Origin of the sequence: uncultured Tateyamaria sp. (assembly GCF_947503705.1) — a bacterium.
Classification (GTDB): domain Bacteria; phylum Pseudomonadota; class Alphaproteobacteria; order Rhodobacterales; family Rhodobacteraceae; genus Tateyamaria.
The window spans coordinates 424,468-440,420 of the sequence record NZ_CANNES010000001.1 but is presented as its reverse complement, the minus strand read 5'-3'; the positions used below and the strand labels follow the sequence as shown (position 1 = coordinate 440,420).

Annotated in this window: 13 protein-coding genes; 4 read left to right on the top strand and 9 right to left on the bottom strand. The window is 59.8% G+C overall.

The window, feature by feature from the left end; all coding sequences use genetic code 11:
- Nucleotides 1-8: 8 nt before the first annotated feature.
- The 9 genes from Q1A44_RS02185 to Q1A44_RS02145 all read right to left on the bottom strand — a co-directional run bounded on the left by Q1A44_RS02185 (nucleotide 9) and on the right by Q1A44_RS02145 (nucleotide 10,685).
- Nucleotides 9-1,070 carry a 2Fe-2S iron-sulfur cluster-binding protein gene (locus tag Q1A44_RS02185; protein ID WP_299618933.1) on the bottom strand — a complete coding sequence of 354 codons (1,062 nt, stop codon included), beginning with the start codon at nucleotides 1,068-1,070 and terminating at the stop codon, nucleotides 9-11.
- The gene (paaD, locus tag Q1A44_RS02180) at nucleotides 1,070-1,537 is read right to left on the bottom strand and encodes a 1,2-phenylacetyl-CoA epoxidase subunit PaaD (protein ID WP_299618929.1); all 468 of its coding nucleotides are present in this window, start codon (nucleotides 1,535-1,537) and stop codon (nucleotides 1,070-1,072) included. Before paaD ends, Q1A44_RS02185 begins: the two co-directional genes overlap by 1 nt.
- Entirely contained in the window at nucleotides 1,531-2,229 is a 699-nt protein-coding gene (gene paaC, locus Q1A44_RS02175) for a 1,2-phenylacetyl-CoA epoxidase subunit PaaC (RefSeq protein WP_299621323.1), read from the bottom strand. The genes paaD and paaC overlap by 7 nt, the downstream gene beginning before the upstream one ends.
- A 32-nt stretch (nucleotides 2,230-2,261) precedes the next feature.
- Nucleotides 2,262-2,546 carry a 1,2-phenylacetyl-CoA epoxidase subunit PaaB gene (gene paaB / locus Q1A44_RS02170; RefSeq protein WP_299618926.1) on the bottom strand — a complete coding sequence of 95 codons (285 nt, stop codon included), beginning with the start codon at nucleotides 2,544-2,546 and terminating at the stop codon, nucleotides 2,262-2,264.
- A 5-nt stretch (nucleotides 2,547-2,551) separates the two neighbouring features.
- A complete protein-coding gene (gene paaA, locus Q1A44_RS02165) occupies nucleotides 2,552-3,529 on the bottom strand; it encodes a 1,2-phenylacetyl-CoA epoxidase subunit PaaA (protein ID WP_299618922.1) in 978 nt (325 codons plus the stop codon).
- Nucleotides 3,530-3,531: 2 nt separating this feature from the next.
- Nucleotides 3,532-4,734, bottom strand: a complete 1,203-nt coding sequence (pcaF, locus tag Q1A44_RS02160) for a 3-oxoadipyl-CoA thiolase (RefSeq protein WP_299618919.1) — start codon at nucleotides 4,732-4,734, stop codon at nucleotides 3,532-3,534.
- Nucleotides 4,735-4,908: 174 nt separating this feature from the next.
- The gene (locus tag Q1A44_RS02155) at nucleotides 4,909-6,762 is read right to left on the bottom strand and encodes an alanine--tRNA ligase (RefSeq protein ID WP_299618916.1); all 1,854 of its coding nucleotides are present in this window, start codon (nucleotides 6,760-6,762) and stop codon (nucleotides 4,909-4,911) included.
- A 188-nt stretch (nucleotides 6,763-6,950) separates the two neighbouring features.
- Complete coding sequence (locus Q1A44_RS02150) at nucleotides 6,951-8,606, bottom strand: tyrosinase family protein (protein WP_299618913.1); 1,656 nt, start codon at nucleotides 8,604-8,606, stop codon at nucleotides 6,951-6,953.
- A gap of 102 nt (nucleotides 8,607-8,708) precedes the next feature.
- The gene (locus Q1A44_RS02145) at nucleotides 8,709-10,685 is read right to left on the bottom strand and encodes a multicopper oxidase family protein (protein WP_299618910.1); all 1,977 of its coding nucleotides are present in this window, start codon (nucleotides 10,683-10,685) and stop codon (nucleotides 8,709-8,711) included.
- A gap of 221 nt (nucleotides 10,686-10,906) precedes the next feature.
- Here Q1A44_RS02145 and Q1A44_RS02140 point away from each other — a divergent pair, with 221 nt between their 5' ends.
- From Q1A44_RS02140 to Q1A44_RS02125, 4 genes are all read left to right on the top strand, one after another.
- Complete coding sequence (locus Q1A44_RS02140; protein WP_299618907.1) at nucleotides 10,907-12,019, top strand: MHYT domain-containing protein; 1,113 nt, start codon at nucleotides 10,907-10,909, stop codon at nucleotides 12,017-12,019.
- 113 nt (nucleotides 12,020-12,132) lie between these two features.
- Nucleotides 12,133-12,987 (top strand): xanthine dehydrogenase family protein subunit M, encoded by an 855-nt coding sequence (locus Q1A44_RS02135; protein WP_299618903.1) that lies wholly within the window; start codon nucleotides 12,133-12,135, stop codon nucleotides 12,985-12,987.
- Nucleotides 12,988-13,001: 14 nt separating this feature from the next.
- Nucleotides 13,002-13,496 carry a (2Fe-2S)-binding protein gene (locus Q1A44_RS02130; protein WP_299618900.1) on the top strand — a complete coding sequence of 165 codons (495 nt, stop codon included), beginning with the start codon at nucleotides 13,002-13,004 and terminating at the stop codon, nucleotides 13,494-13,496.
- Nucleotides 13,493-15,919: an aerobic carbon-monoxide dehydrogenase large subunit gene (locus tag Q1A44_RS02125; RefSeq protein ID WP_299618897.1), complete on the top strand. Its 2,427-nt coding sequence runs from the start codon at nucleotides 13,493-13,495 to the stop codon at nucleotides 15,917-15,919. Before Q1A44_RS02130 ends, Q1A44_RS02125 begins: the two co-directional genes overlap by 4 nt.
- Nucleotides 15,920-15,953: the final 34 nt, after the last annotated feature.

Genomic DNA, 15,953 nt, shown 5'->3' with positions numbered 1-15,953 from the left:
GTCGCCCCCTAATGTTGATCGTAGTCCACGACCAGCGTGTCGCTGAGCGGGTAGCATTGACAGGTCAGGACAAAGCCCGCCTCGACCTCGTAGTCTTCAAGCGAATGGTTGATCAGCATCTCGTATTCGCCTTGCGTCACCTTGGCCTTGCAGGTGGAACAGACGCCCGCGCGGCAGGCATGCGGGGCTTCAAGGTTTTGAGACAGGGCCGCCTCAAGCACCGATTGGTCCTTGGTCATCTCGATGCTGTGGGTCGTACCGTCCAGCGTGACCAGGGCGGCGGTGCCCTTATCGGTCTTGCGCTTCGACACGGCCTTGCGGGCCAGCAGGCCCTCTTGGCTTGCGCCAAACAGTTCGAACTTGATCTGATCCTTGCGCAACCCGTGGGTTTTCAGCGCTTCGGCGATGGCCATCATCATCGGCTCTGGTCCGCAGATAAAGGCAATGTCGATCTGGTCGATGTCGATCCAGGTCTTGAAAAGGGCAGTGCATTTGTCTTGATCAATGCGGCCGGAAAAGAGGTCGATATCTTGGCCCGATTCCAGAACATGGACGATCGTCAACCGCTCCATGAACCGGTTTTTGAGGTCCTCAAGTTCCTCTCGGAACATGATCGTGTGCACGGCGCGGTTCGCATAGACGAGCGTAAAGGTGCTTTCCGGTTCGCGGGTCAGGGCCGTGCGCAGGATCGACAGAACGGGGGTGACGCCAGACCCACCAGCAAAACCGAGATAGGACTTCGCCCTGTCCGACGACACATCGGAATAGAAATTGCCCATGGGCCGCATCGCATCGAGACGATCGCCGACGCGCAGATCCTCGTTGGCGTAGTTCGAGAATGCGCCGCCATCCACCCGCTTGATCGCCACTTGCAGCGTACCGTCATCCGCCCCCGAACAGATCGAATAGTTGCGGCGCAAGACCGTGCCGTCGAATTCCTTGCGAAAGGTCAGGTACTGCCCTTGAGTGAATTTGAACACCGCCGGGTCGTCGGGTTCCAGCGTCAGAACAACCGCGTCGCGAATCGTGTGGTGGATGTCTGTGACGGTGAGGGGATGAAATTGGGCCATCAGATGCACTTGAAATAGTCAAAGGGTTCCAGGCAGTCGGTGCAGCGCCATTGCGCCTTGCACGGGGTTGATCCGAACTGGCTGATCTTTTCGACCGCGGTCGATTGGCAATGTGGGCAACGGCTGGGTCCGCCTGCCGGTTGCGGTGGGGCGATGCCGTAGGTTTCCAGCTTGGCGCGACCCGCCTTTGACATCCAATCGGTCGTCCATGGGGGCGCAATTTGCCTTTTAAGAGAAAGATTTTCGATGCCTTTGGCGCGCAGCGCTGCCTCAATCTCCATGTTGATGATCGCGGTAGCGGGGCAGCCGGAATAAGTGGGTGTGACTGTAACAACCAGCGTTTCGTCCTGCCATTCCACGCCTCGGATCACGCCCAAATCGACCAGCGAGATCACGGGAATTTCCGGGTCGGGCACATTTACCAACCAGCTCCAAACGTCATCGACTGAGGGTCGCGTGGTCACCATTTGGCGTCCGGGTAACTGCGCGGCAGCGACTGCATGGTGGCCAACATATGTCCTAGATGCTCGCTGTGCCGCGCGCCGGTCTTGCCGCCTTGGTGGGCAAAGTCGCTGTCGGGGCGGGTCAGTGTCGCCTCGGTCAGACTTGCCATCACATGCGCGTCAAACCCGGGCCTCAGGGCGGCGACATCCATCAGATCATCGTCATCAGCGGTGAACATTTCACCAACATAGGGCCAGAGCCGATCAAGGGCCGCCTGCATCTTCTTGTGGCTTTGCTCGGTGCCGTCTCCAAGGGCGATCACCGTATCGGTCGATCGTTCGCGGTGATAGGTCACCTCTTTGACAGACTTCTGGGCGATGGCGCTGATCTCGGCATCTGCGTGGGCGGTCAGGGCCTTGAGCGCCTCAAGATGCCAGCAGTCAAACAGGAACTGCCGCATCATCGTCACGCCGAAATCTCTGTTGGGCTGTTCAACCAACAACAGGTTGCGAAAATCCCAGGCGTCTCGGTGGTATGCCAAATCATCGGCACTGTGGCCCTGTCCTTTCCGCTCTGCCGCCAAGCCCAGCCAAAGTTGCGTCTGCCCGATCAGATCCAGCGCAGTGTTGGCCATCGCGATGTCTTCTTCCAGCGCAGGTGCGTGGCCGCACCATTCCGACAACCGCTGGCCCAAGACCAATGTGTTATCGCCCATGCGAATGAGGCCCGAAGTTCGATCAGACACGCTCACATCGCCCCCACATCGTCGGGAATGTCAAAGAAGGTCGGGTGGCGGTACACCTTGTCATCCGCTGGATCAAAGAGCGCGCCCTTGTCCTCTGGCGACGAGGCGGTGATTTGCGCCGCAGGGACGACCCATATGCTCACGCCTTCCTTGCGGCGGGTGTACACGTCGCGCGCATTCTGGATCGCATGTTCTGCGTCGCTGGCATGGAGACTGCCGACATGCCGGTGGGACAGCCCGTGCTGACCACGGATGAACACTTCGTACAGGGGCCATTCGTTGGACATGTTGATCACTCCGCTGCGAGTTTGGCGGCGCGTTTTTTGGCGGCGTGGGCCATTCGTGCCTCGCGCACCCACGCGCCATTGTCCCAGGCCTTTTGCCGGGCCTCGATCCGTTCGGTGCTGCAAGGGCCGTTGCCTTTCAGAACGTCAAAGAATTCGGACCAATCCGGTTGGCTGAAGTCATAGCCGCCCTTGTCCTCATTCCATTTCAGGTGCTCATCCGGGATTGTCAGGCCCAGGTATTCTGCCTGCGGCACGGTTTGATCCACAAACTTTTGGCGCAGCTCGTCGTTGCCGTTGATCTTGATCTTCCAGGCCATGGATTGTTCGGAATGCACGCTTTCGGCGTCAGACGGGCCGAACATCATCAGGGACGGATACCAGAGCCTATCAAGGGCATCTTGAGCCATCCGCTTTTGCGCGGCGGTGCCGTTCACCATCTTCATCATAATGTCGAAACCCTGGCGCTGGTGAAACGATTCCTCTTTGCAGATGCGGACCATCGCGCGGGCATAGGGTCCAAAGCTGGTGCGTTGCAGCGGCACCTGGTTGAGTATTGCGGCCCCGTCGACCAGCCAGCCAACAGCCCCCATATCGGCCCAGGTCAGGGTCGGATAGGCAAAGATCGATGAATATTTCATCCGTCCGTCCAGCAGCATTTCGGTCAGTTCATCCCGGCTGACACCCAGCGTTTCGGCGGCACAGTATAGGTAGAGGCCATGGCCAGCCTCGTCCTGCACCTTGGCCAAAAGGATCGCTTTACGCTCCAACGATGGCGCGCGCGTGATCCAGTTGCCTTCGGGCAGTTGGCCGACGATTTCGCTGTGCGCATGTTGGCCGATTTGCCGTATCAGGGTCTTGCGATAACCCTCTGGCATCCAATCCTTGGGCTCGATCTTGTCGCCCGCATCGATGCGTTTCTGAAAGACGGCCAGCTTGACTGGATCGTCTTGCGTGGCCTCGGATTTGATCATCTGTGCATACATTTTCAGACCCTTTCCAGGATAAGCGCGACCCCTTGGCCGACGCCGACGCACATAGTGCAAAGCGCATAGCGCCCGCCGGTGCGTTTGAGTTGATAGGCCGCAGTCATAACCAATCGCGCGCCGGACATGCCCAGGGGGTGACCGATGGCAATGGCGCCGCCTTGGCCGTTTACGCGCGGGTCGTCGTCGGCCACGCCCAGATCGCGCAAGGTGGCAAGGCCTTGGGCGGCGAAAGCCTCGTTCAGTTCGATGACGTCCATCTGGTCGATGGACAGGCCCGCGCGGTCCAGCACTTTGCGGGTGGCAGGCACGGGGCCGATGCCCATCACCCGAGGGGCCACCCCCGCGGCAGACATGCCGACGATGCGGGCCATCGGCGTGAGGCCATGTTTGGCAGCTGCTTCGGTCGAGGCGATCAGAAGCGCGGCAGCCCCGTCATTGACGCCAGACGCATTGCCAGCCGTCACCGTTTTATCCGGCCCGTTGATGCCGCGCATGGTGCTTAACTTGGCCGCGTCAGTGCCGGGGCGGGGGTGTTCGTCGGTATCGACGATGACTGGATCACCCTTGCGCTGGGGGATGGCGACGGGTGTGATTTCATCGGCAAAGGCACCGGCGGCATGTGCTCTGGCCCAACGATCCTGAGACCCGGCCGCAAAGGCATCCTGATCGGCGCGCGATACGCCCCAATCCTCAGCCACGTTGTCAGCGGTCTGGGGCATGCTGTCGATGCCGTAATCCGCCTTCATCCGGGGGTTCACGAACCGCCAGCCGATGGTCGTGTCATAGACGTGGTTCGCGCGGCTGAATGCGCTTTCGGCCTTTGGCATAACAAAGGGCGCCCGGCTCATGCTTTCGATCCCGCCCGCGATGGCGAGGTCCAAGTCGCCTGCCTTGATCCCGCGCGCAGCCATTCCGACCGCATCAAGGCCAGAGGCGCAGAGGCGGTTGACCGTGATCCCCGGCACGTCGACGGGCAGGCCCGCCAACAGGGCTGCCATGCGCGCCACATTGCGGTTGTCTTCACCCGCCTGATTGGCGCAGCCCATGATCACGTCATCAAGAGCGGACCAATCGACGTCGGGGTTGCGGGCCATCAGTGCGGCAATGGGCGCAGCGGCCAGATCGTCGGTGCGCACAGATGACAAAGCGCCACCATAGCGGCCAATCGGCGTACGTTGCGCGTCGCAAATCCAAGCGTCCATGTCGGTCCTCCCTTGGGCGGCAAGATAGGGCTGTGGAAGATTCGCTTCAATCAAAATGTTACACTACATGCGCTCTATGTGTAAATTCGGTAACGCTTTCGCGTGAGCACAAACAAAAAACGCCCCGTGCAGGGTGGCACGGGGCGTTCAAATCTTGATGTAGAGGACGGTTGCCTAGGCGATGACAGCCTTGATCCGACGCACGCCTGAAGAACTGCTTTCTTCCTTCAGCACTTTGAAGGTGCCGTATTGCTGCAGTTCCTTTGTGTTTTTGGCGTGTGGGCCGCCGCACAGCTCGCGGCTATAGACGTTGCCGTCGGCATCCTTCATCTCGTAAATCGTAACCCGTTCGGGATACTTCTCCCAAAAGCTGCCTTCGATCCCGGCCTCGCGTGCCTCTTCCTTGTCCATCTCGAAGGAGTGCACCGACGCCTCGGCGGCGATTGCCTTGTTCACAAATTCGACCACTTCGGCCAACTCGTCCTTGGTGATCTTTTGCGGGTGCGACACATCGAACCGGATACGCTCTGGCGTGATGTTGCTGCCGCGCTGGTGGACGTGGTCACCAAGTACTTCGCGCAAGCCCGCCAGCAAAAGGTGCGTGGCCGTGTGGAACGAGACTGTCGTTTCGCTCTTGTCGCCCAGACCGCCGGCGAATTTCGCAGTCGATGCGGATTTACTGGCGACCGAGTGTTCCTTGGCGGCGATGTCAAAGCCCTCTGGCTCGGTAATCGTTTTGCCCTCTTCTTCCAACAGCTCTTTGGTCAGTTCCAGCGGGAAGCCGTAGGTCTCGTAGAAGTGGAAGGCCACGCGGCCCGTGACCACGTCGTTCTGCATGAAGCGGCGGATTTCCCGTTCGCCGCTGCGCAGGGTTTTGAGGAACTGGGCCTCTTCCTGCTCCAGCGCGTTCAGAACCTGTTCGCGGGCATCCTGCACAAAGGTGTAGGTTTCGGATTCCGCGATGAACACCTTGGCCAGTTCGGCGAGGAACGGCCCTTCGAAATCAAGGGTCCGGCCCACGCGCGCGGCGCGGCGGATCAGGCGGCGGACGACGTAACCGGCATCTTTGTTGGACGGGTACACGCCGCTGGCCAGCAGGAACACGGTTGCGCGGCAATGGTCCAGCACGATGCGGAAAGCGCGGGCATTTGCGTCATAGGTCTTGCCGGAGTTCTCTTCGAGCCAAGCCATCGGCCCGGTAAAGAAGGGCGAGCGATAGACGTCTGCAACGCCGGTGGCGGCGGCCAGAATACGCTCTAGCCCCCCGCCATAGTCGATGTTGGGCTTCTCAAAAAGCTCAAAGCCCGCCTCAGTCCGCTTGTGGGACATGAAGACGTTGTTGCCGATCTCGACGAAACGGTCACCGCCTTCGGCGGGATGAAGCATCACGTCGCCATCGGGATCGTGGTCAAAGAACATTTCGCTGTCGGGGCCGCCGGGTTCACCGACGGGCATGTTGCTGGGCACGCCTGCGCGCGACCACCAGTTTTCGCCATCGTCATAGACAAAGATGCGCCCGCCGCGTGAGGCGCCGTATTTGAACGGCTCGTCTTCGACCTTGGCGTCGATACCGTGGGCGGCAAAGAACTCTTTCCAGACCTTGAGGCTCGCATTGTCGAAATCAATGCCAAGGTCGGGGTTGCCCGCGTGGATCGAAACGGACAGGCGGTTGGGGTCGAGGTTCAGAACGTTGACCTGCCACTCCATCACGCGGCGAATTTGCTGGGCCTTGTAAGTGTCGGGGTCAGCGCCCAGTTCCCAACGCCCGATCATCTCAAAGAAGGTCAGGTGGGTTAGGTCGCCCACTTCCTCGATATCGCCGGTGCGGATGCAGGGTTGAACGTTGACCAGATCCTTGCCCATCGGGTGATCGAGGCCCAACAGATAAGGCACCATGGGCTGCATGCCGCTGCCCACAAACAGGGTGCTGGGATCATTTTCCGGCACAACGCTAGAGGCAGGGATCGGCACGGACCCTTGCTGTTTCATCTCGTCCAGAAAGCTTTTGCGGATGTCATCAGGCGTCATGGTTCACACTATTCAAATGGCGCTGCGGATCGTGCAGCCGAAAGGGGGGTGCAGGTTGCGGCGCAAACTAGTGTTGCGGGTCATGGGTGTCCAGTTGCAAACACAGGCTGCGCTTGCCTTTGTCACGCCCTTTGTGACGTATCCGGGGGCCTGCGGGCCGGTTCTGAGGCCCGCAGGGTTTGTTTTGGTTAGCTTGACGACAGGACCTGCACGTCCACCGATTGCAACTGGCCTGCATCGGTCCGCTCGCTGGTGATCACTGTACCGCTGCCTGCGATGACCAGGGTAAAGGCAATGGGCGCGCCAGGTTCGAGCACGCCGCTCTCCTGCATCTGGTCCAGCGTCTTGTCGATAGGCAGGGTGAAGGTGGTGGGCACCGGGTGATGTGGTTGGCCGAAAAAGCTGAAGCTGCCCGCAAATTCTGGCCCGTTCGGGTCCATATCGGCGTCCGCGCCTTCGGGCGAGATGAACAAGCGAAACACCTGACCTTGCGCCTGTGCGGGCGGGATGAACGTGACCTGCGCAAAGTGCTGGGCATCTGCCGGTCCTTGTTCGACCGACTGCGCCAGCCCTTCGGAAATCCTCAGGGCGAGTGCGGCCCCCGCTGGTAGTGTCGCACTGCCTGCATTGCGCTGGGCGACCAGCTTGCTGGCGGGTGCGCGCACCACTTCTTCGCCCGAACCGGGCTCGTAGGTGTAGTCGAACCGCGCCATGTCAAAGTAATCCCAGGCGGTGTTGTCCATTGTTACCTGCTCCCCCTTGCCATTAACAAAAAACAGGAAGGGTTCGGTCTTGTAGTCGTCTATCAGGTCGTCATTGGGCCGGATCAGCTGGCCGATCGAAATTTGCTTGCGGGTCCAGACATCCCACAGCCGGTCAATGTTGCCGTGATGGAGGAAGAACACCGGATCAAGCGGCGACAGGTTGTTCGTCATCAGGCCGTAAGGCGGCTCATAGCTGTAGTTACCCTCGCTTTTCTCATAAAGATAACCGCCGATGCTGTTGTGCACCTTGTTGTGCGAGTTCGACAGCATGCTGAACGAAGCGGAGCCATGCGGCGCACCCTGGTGCGTGCTCGTGACCTCGTTTTCAAAGGTAACGCCGTCGCCCGCAAAATCGGTGGGGGCCAGCGCGCTCAGGATCGTGTCGAGGGTCACCAAAGGCAGGGCATTCACATCAAGCGACGGATTGGCAGCCGTGGCGAGCCGCGCATGATGCGGCACCTGGAACGAGGCGACGGCCCCATTGGCGGGATCGGACCAGAACGTTTTGAAATCCGGGTTCATCCGCTTGGCCTGTTCCGTCTTTTGATCGACCGTCATGGCGTTCCACAGCGCTTCCATCGGCCCGCGAACCTGATTTTCAAAGGTGGCAAAATCGGGGATGTACCCATAGGTGCCCTTGTCGTCGATGACATAGTTCACAGGGTCCAGCGGATTGGCAGCGCCAAACATCTGTTCGGGCACGTCCGGGCTTGCCGTCCAATCCCAATAGGGCAGCATAAAGTCGTGGTTCCCGCTCATCTCGCGGCACAGTTGTTCGAAATAGCCCAAGTAACCGCGATGCCAGGTGGTGAACCACCAATTCCCATGCGGGCAATCCATAAGGTGGACCATGGCCACCCGATACCAGTTGCGCGGATCGTCAGCGGGCAGTTTCAGCATCGCCGCCACCGCATCCTTATAGCTTTGAACGTCCTTGGCCGCCTCGGGGCTCGCCACGTTCTTGCGCACGCGTTTGCCCTGGGCGCGGAGGATGGCGGGGGCAAAGGCGGCGACGCCTGCGGCAGCCCCGGTTTTCAGAACGGTTCGGCGCGAGGGAGTAAAAATGGATCTATGGGTCATGCTAATGCTCTCTGATTTTTGAAAAAGGGGCCCGGCATCATGCCGCGCCTGACTGAAATGAAAGGGCCGGGCAACGCGTATGCTGCCCGGCCAATCGGTATCTTAGTGGTGGGCCATCGCCACGCCGCCGCTGCCGTCGGGCAAGGCAATCTTGACGTTTTGCATCATCCCCTGGTCTTCGTGATCCAGGATGTGACAGTGCAGCACGAACTCACCGATATAGCGCTGATACCGGGTACGCACGACGACGGTGTATTGCGTGTCAGCCGTCTTGCCGGTGTTCTTGACCCAAAGCGTATCCTTCCACACGCCCTTGAGGCCGCCATATTGCGGATCGCCCCCGTCGTCGCTGCCCAATGCGCTGACATCGACCCCATCGGCGTTGAGGATTTTGACCACTTGGAACGGGTTCACGTGGATATGAAACGGATGGCCGTCAAAGTCGGATTTCAGCGTCCACTCCTCAACATCACCCAGAGCCAACAGCCGGTCGACGCGATTGGCATCATAGGGTTTGCCGTCGATCTCAAAGAGGGCGGCACCAGGCAGGGACAGATCAATATTAAAGGCGAGTTCCTGATAGCCAGTCACTTCATCGTCGGTCACGTCCGGATGGGGCACAAAGGCCGACAGCCGCAAACCATCCGCCAAGTCGCCCTGAATACGGTCCACCACGTCGTCGGGCATGGTTCGGGCCGCCGCGGCCATCAGCCACTCGGTCAACCATTCCGTGCCGCTCACACCCGCAGGTGCATCACCCGTTGCTGTTACCACGCCCAGCAAACGGCGGCTGGGTTCGGGTGTGCCGATGCTGGCCACAGCCGGGGCATCGCCATCCACCACACAGTATTCACCCGCCTCGGGAAAGGTCACCAAAGCGTCCACACGGTAGCCGGGTTGCAGGATCGCCTGATCGCGCTGCTGCGCCGCTGACATGGTCAGGCCGTCCTGTGCCACCACGTGATAGTTCAGGGCCGGGCCGCAATTTTCCTCGATCCAGCTATCGGTGTCTGCGGACGCAATCCCGCGAAAGGGGCCGTCGCCGATCCGGGGGCGGATCTCAAAGTTGATGGTGTCGCGGACGCCCGCATGGATCATGCGCCAGCGTTCAGGCACGCCAACCGTTGCCTCCGCCAAGCGGCCCAGCACTTCGCCATTGACCGAGGTATAGCGCCCGGATGTGGGCCATGTGTTGGGCCCAAACTGGTCATAGCCTTCGATGCCACCCACCTGGCCCTCGTCGCACCGATAGGTGCCGTCTGCATTGGTCTGAATTGCGCCGTCTGCGTCGCGACAAGCATATTGAATCTGCTGCAAGACAAGAACGCGGTCCTGAATGGGTTGCATATCCTCGTTCACCAACAGCCGGTCCAGATCGCCGGTGCGGGCAAATCCGCCATCGCTGTCGGGCACAGGGGCGCGGTTGTCACGGATTATGATGGCCCCAGACATCCCGCTGGATACCTGCAACGCGGTCGAGCCATGCAAATGCGGGTGATACCAGAAGGTGCCCGCCGGATGATCGTCAGGGATCGCGTATTCGTATTCGAACGACACACCAGGCCGGATCGAAATCAGGACGTTGTCACCATTGCCCGCTGGATTGACCCACAAGCCATGGGTGTGAAGGTTGGTGCCATTAAAGCAATGGGGCGTGTTAATGCTGCCGCCCTTGCCCATGTTGCAAGTCGCGTCAGGCGGCATGTTGTTGTTCAGCTTGATACGCGCGGTTTGGCCCGGCGACACTTCGATTGTGGGGCCGACAAGGGCCGATGACGGTGTGCCGGTGTTCAGCGCATCGGAATAACCGCGCAGGCGCACAGGATCGTAGTCGCCTGAGACGGGATTGAAAATCTCCCGGTCGAGATACGAGATGTTCATCTCTAACCGAACCTCGCGCGAGGTGCGCCGATCCAATGGCGCGGCGGGTGCCGATTTCAGACGAAAATCGCTGCGATCCAGCGGTATCGCGTTGAACAATAGGGGGTTCACAACCTGCGCATTGTCCTGAGCACTGAGTGTCGTGGCGGCCAAGAGCCCAAGGGCGAAGGCAGCGCCGGGGCGCAAAAATCTCTTCATATAACTATTCCAATTCCATGAGTGCTCTTGCGAGCAAAACGTACCAAAATAAAATCGTACAAACCTGTGGTTGTGAGCGTAGCCGGCAAATCCCCGCCTTCAAAAGGAAATTTATCCAAGCAGGTTTGCGGCTGTCCGGATTGGGAAACGCATGCGCCCAATCCTGCCCCTCACTAAATTGCAAATTGCCAAGTCCACCCTTTTTAGCCATTTTCGCGGGCATGGAGGCGCTAGACTTTAACCACAACACGGTCCTTGTCGTGATGTCCTGCATCATTGCGTTGGTTGCAGGATTTACTGGGTTGTCGCTGACGCGGAACCTGTCCGAAAAGTCCGTGACCCAGAAAAAGCTGTCGGTGGCGCTGGCCTCTGTCGCGCTGGGCGGGGGCATCTGGTCGATGCATTTCGTGGCGATGCTGGGTCTGCAACTGCCTGTTCTGTTTTACTATGACGCGGCGGTCACGTTGATGTCCGCTTTGACAGCAATCCTGATTGTGGGGGCGGCGCTGATCCTGCTGCATTTCACGGAACGGACGCCGTGGGTGATCGGGGCTGCGGGTGCAATCGTCGGTGTTGGCGTTTTGGCGATGCATTACATCGGTATGGCGGGGCTTGAGCTGTGCCGCGCCGTTTATACGACCGTGGGCATTCTTGCGTCCGGGGGTGTTGCCATCATGCTCTGCATGCTCGCCTTTGGTGTTGCCTACGGTCATCGGACCAACCGCAACATCCTATTGGGCACCTTGTGCTTTGCTGCGGCGGTCTGTTCGGTGCACTTTTTTGCAATGGCGGGAACGCAATTTGTGTCTGTGCCGCGCGTTGCCGAATTTGGCCCCGCCATGAGCAACGAGATCCTGGCGATGGGCGTGATATTTTCCAGCTTTGTGATCTTTGGTGCGTTCTTGTGGGTCAGCATCACTTATCTTGTGCCCGCCTCCGACGGCCCCGCGACTGCGCTTGCTGTCGCCGACGTTGAAGCCCCCGCCTTGCACATTCCTTGCGAACGCGATGGCGGCAAGGTTTTTGTCGCGCCCGGTGATGTGGCATTGGTGCGGGCCGATGGGCACTACACCCAGATCTATACACCCCATGATCGGCTTTTCTGTGTCTGGCCGATCACCGAGGCAACCAAGCGTTTGTTGCCTGCCGGGTTTTTGCAGACCCACCGCAGCTATTTGGTCAATCCGGCCAAGGTGGCCCGGTTTGAGAGGAGCAAGGACAAGGGCCGCTGCCTCTTTGACGGGGACAGCCTGCCGCCTGCACCGGTCAGCCGGTCCAAGCTCAAGGCGACGCAGGATGCCCTTTCGGTGCCGGTCGGCGCAACTCGTGCTTAATCAGGCGCATTTCGTGCAATAACCCCGTGTTTCATGGGTTTTCGCAAGCCCTGCATACAACGGCATGCCAGCCTCCCCGTAGCAAGAATACACGCTTTCAGGGAGGAGAGCCGATGATTCCAGCGGCATTTGAGTATTATCGACCCAAAGATATGGAGGGTGTTTTGTCCCTGCTCGCAGAGCATGGCGACGAGGCCCGTGTCATGGCAGGCGGCCACAGCCTGATCCCAATGATGAAGCTCCGCATGGCCGACGTGCCCCATCTGATCGACCTTCAGGACGTGGGCGGCCTTTCGGATATCGAGGTCGGCACAGACAGCATTCGCATCGGCGCGATGGTCACTCAATCTGACATCATAACGCACGAGGGTTTGGCCACTGCCGCCCCGATCCTGCGCGAGGCTGCATTGCAGATCGCTGATCCTCAAGTCCGTTACATGGGCACGGTCGGCGGGAATGTGGCCAATGGCGATCCGGGCAATGATATGCCGGGCTTGATGCAGTGCCTCGATGCAACCTTTCACCTGATTGGTGCGGATGGCACCCGCGACGTGCCTGCGCGCGACTTCTACGAGGCGGCCTATATGACCGCCCGTGAGGATGAGGAAGTGCTGACCGCCGTTACCATTCCGCTGCTCAAGGGCGGCCACGCCTACGAAAAGCAAAAGCGCAAGATTGGCGATTATGCCACCGCCGCGGCCGCCGTGCAGATCGTAAATGAGGGGGGCACTTGCGCCGCCGCTTCCATCGCCATGACGAACCTGAGCGATACTCCGATCTATTCCCAAGCTGCCTGTGACGCGCTGGTGGGCACGTCCGTGGACGATAGCGCGATTAAGGCCGCAATGGCCGCGATGCTGGGCGACATCGACCCCAGCGAAGACAACCGCGGCCCCGTCGCATTCAAGAAACACGTGGCCGGCATTATCCTGCGCCGCGCTATCGAACGCGCCTGGTCGCGGGCCTGAGGAGTATCACGGATATGCCAAAGAAAATGCACATCACACTGACGGTGAACGGCAAGGAAGAGGAATTCCTGGCCGAACCGCGCGAGCTGTTGATCTACACCCTGCGGGAACGTCTGAACATCACGGGCCCGCATATCGGCTGCGAAACCTCCCATTGCGGGGCCTGCACCGTCACAATCGGCGGCAAATCTGTCAAATCCTGCACGATGTTCGTGGCGCAGGCTGATGGGGCCGACATCACCACCATCGAGGGGATTGGCGGGCCAGATAACCTGCATCCGCTGCAAGAGGCGTTCAAGGAACATCACGGGTTGCAATGCGGGTATTGCACGCCGGGGATGATTACCCGCGCCACCAAGCTGTTGGAAGAAATCCCGAACCCGACTGAAGAAGAAATTCGGTTCGGCATGGCGGGCAATCTGTGCCGCTGCACAGGCTATCAGAACATCGTGAAATCCATTCAGGCCGCTGCCGCCGAGATGTCAGCCGCCAAGGAGGCCGCAGAATGAAGGACGAAATTACACGCGACGAACGGGTCGACAACCTCAAGGGCATGGGTTGCTCGCGCAAGCGGGTCGAGGACGCGCGGTTCACCCAAGGCAAGGGCAATTATGTCGACGACATCAAGCTGGACGGGATGCTTTTTGGCGATTTCGTCCGCTCCCCCTATGCCCACGCGCGCATCACCAGCATCAATACCGAAGAAGCGCTGAAAGTTCCGGGTGTTTTGGCCGTTTTGACTGCGGCTGATCTTGAGCCATTGGGCCTGCATTGGATGCCGACCTTGGCGGGCGACAAACAGATGGTGCTGGCCGATGGCAAAGTGTTGTTTCAGGGGCAGGAGGTCGCCTTTGTCGTGGCCGAAGACCGCTATGCCGCCGCTGACGGTATCGAATTGGTCGAGGTTGAGTACGAAGAACTGCCCGTCATCGTTGACCCGTTTGAGGCGCTGCAATCGGACGTGGTACTGCGCGAGGATTTGGTGGCTGAGGATGGCTCCGTCCCCGATGGGGCCCATGGTGCCCGCAAGCATCCCAACCATATTTTTACCTGGGAAGCGGGCGACAAGGACCCGACCGATCAGGTCATTGCCGAGGCTGACGTGGTGGCCACGGAATCGATGTATTACCACCGCACGCATCCGTGCCCGTTGGAAACCTGCGGCTGTGTTGCGTCTATGGACAAGGTCAACGGCAAGCTGACGCTTTGGGGCACCTTCCAGGCGCCACATGCGATCCGGACAGTCGTGTCCCTGATCTCGGGCATTGAAGAGCACAACATTCGCGTGATTTCCCCCGATATCGGCGGGGGTTTCGGCAACAAGGTTGGGGCCTATCCCGGCTATGTCTGTTCGGTCGTGGCGTCCATTGTCACGGGCAAACCGGTCAAGTGGATCGAGGACCGGATGGACAACCTGATGACCACCGCCTTTGCCCGCGACTACCACATGACGGGCAAGATCGCCGCCACCAAAGAGGGCAAGATCACCGGCCTGCATTGTCAGGTGGTGGCGGATCATGGCGGGTTCGACGCCTGCGCCGACCCGACCAAGTTCCCCGCCGGTTTCATGAACATCTGCACCGGCTCCTATGACATTCCGACCGCGTACCTTGAGGTGGACGGAGTTTACACCAACAAGGCCCCCGGCGGCGTCAGCTATCGCTGTTCCTTCCGGGTGACCGAGGCCGTGTATTTCATCGAACGGATGATCGAAGTTCTGGCGATTGAGTTGAACATGGACGCGGCCGAGTTGCGGCGTATGAACTTCATCAAGAAAGAGCAGTTCCCGTACAAGGCCGCGCTGGGTTGGGAATATGACAGCGGTGACTATCACACTGCCTGGGATAAGGCGCTTGAGACGGTGGATTATGCCGGTTTGAGGGCCGAACAGGCGCAAAGGGTCGAAGATTTCAAGGCGGGCAAGACGCGGTCGCTTATGGGGATTGGCCTGAGCTTTTTCACCGAGATCGTGGGCGCAGGCCCGGTCAAGAATTGCGATATTCTGGGCCTTGGCATGTTCGACAGTTGCGAAATCCGCATCCATCCTACGGGGTCGGCGATCGCTCGGCTTGGCACGATTTCCCAGGGACAGGGACACGCGACAACATTTGCGCAAATCCTGGCCACGGAAATTGGCCTGCCAGCAGACAGTATCACGATCGAGGAAGGGGACACCGATACTGCCCCTTATGGTCTGGGCACATATGGCTCCCGCTCCACCCCCGTTGCGGGGGCGGCTACTGCCATGGCGGGGCGCAAGATCAGGGCCAAGGCCCAGATGATTGCCGCCTACTTGCTTGAGGTCCACGACAATGACGTTGAATTCGACGTGGATCGGTTTGTGGTCAAGGGCGCGCCAGAGCGGTTCAAGACGATGAAGGAAGTTGCCTTTGCCGCCTACAATCAGGCGATCCCGGGGCTTGAGCCAGGGTTGGAGGCGGTCAGCTATTACGACCCGCCCAACATGACCTATCCGTTCGGGGCCTATGTCTGTGTCATGGATATCGACGTCGACACCGGCGTGCCGGACATCCGCCGCTTTTATGCGCTGGACGATTGCGGCACGCGGATCAATCCGATGATCATCGAGGGGCAGGTGCATGGCGGCTTAACCGAGGCACTGGCCGTCTCGTTGGGCCAGGAAATTGCCTATGACGATATGGGCAACGTCAAAACGGGCACGTTGATGGACTTTTTCCTGCCCACAGCGTGGGAGGTTCCGAACTACGAGACGGACCACACCGTCACGCCCAGCCCGCATCACCCCATCGGGGCGAAGGGCGTCGGAGAAAGCCCCCATGTGGGTGGCGTGCCCTGTTTCTCGAATGCGGTACAGGATGCGTTCCGGCCCTTCGGCAATCGGCACACCAACATGCCGCATGACCATTGGCGGATCTGGAAGACCGCCAATGAACTTGGTCTGCACGAGTGAAACGAGGAGTAGGGCGGGGTACACCCCGCCTTGC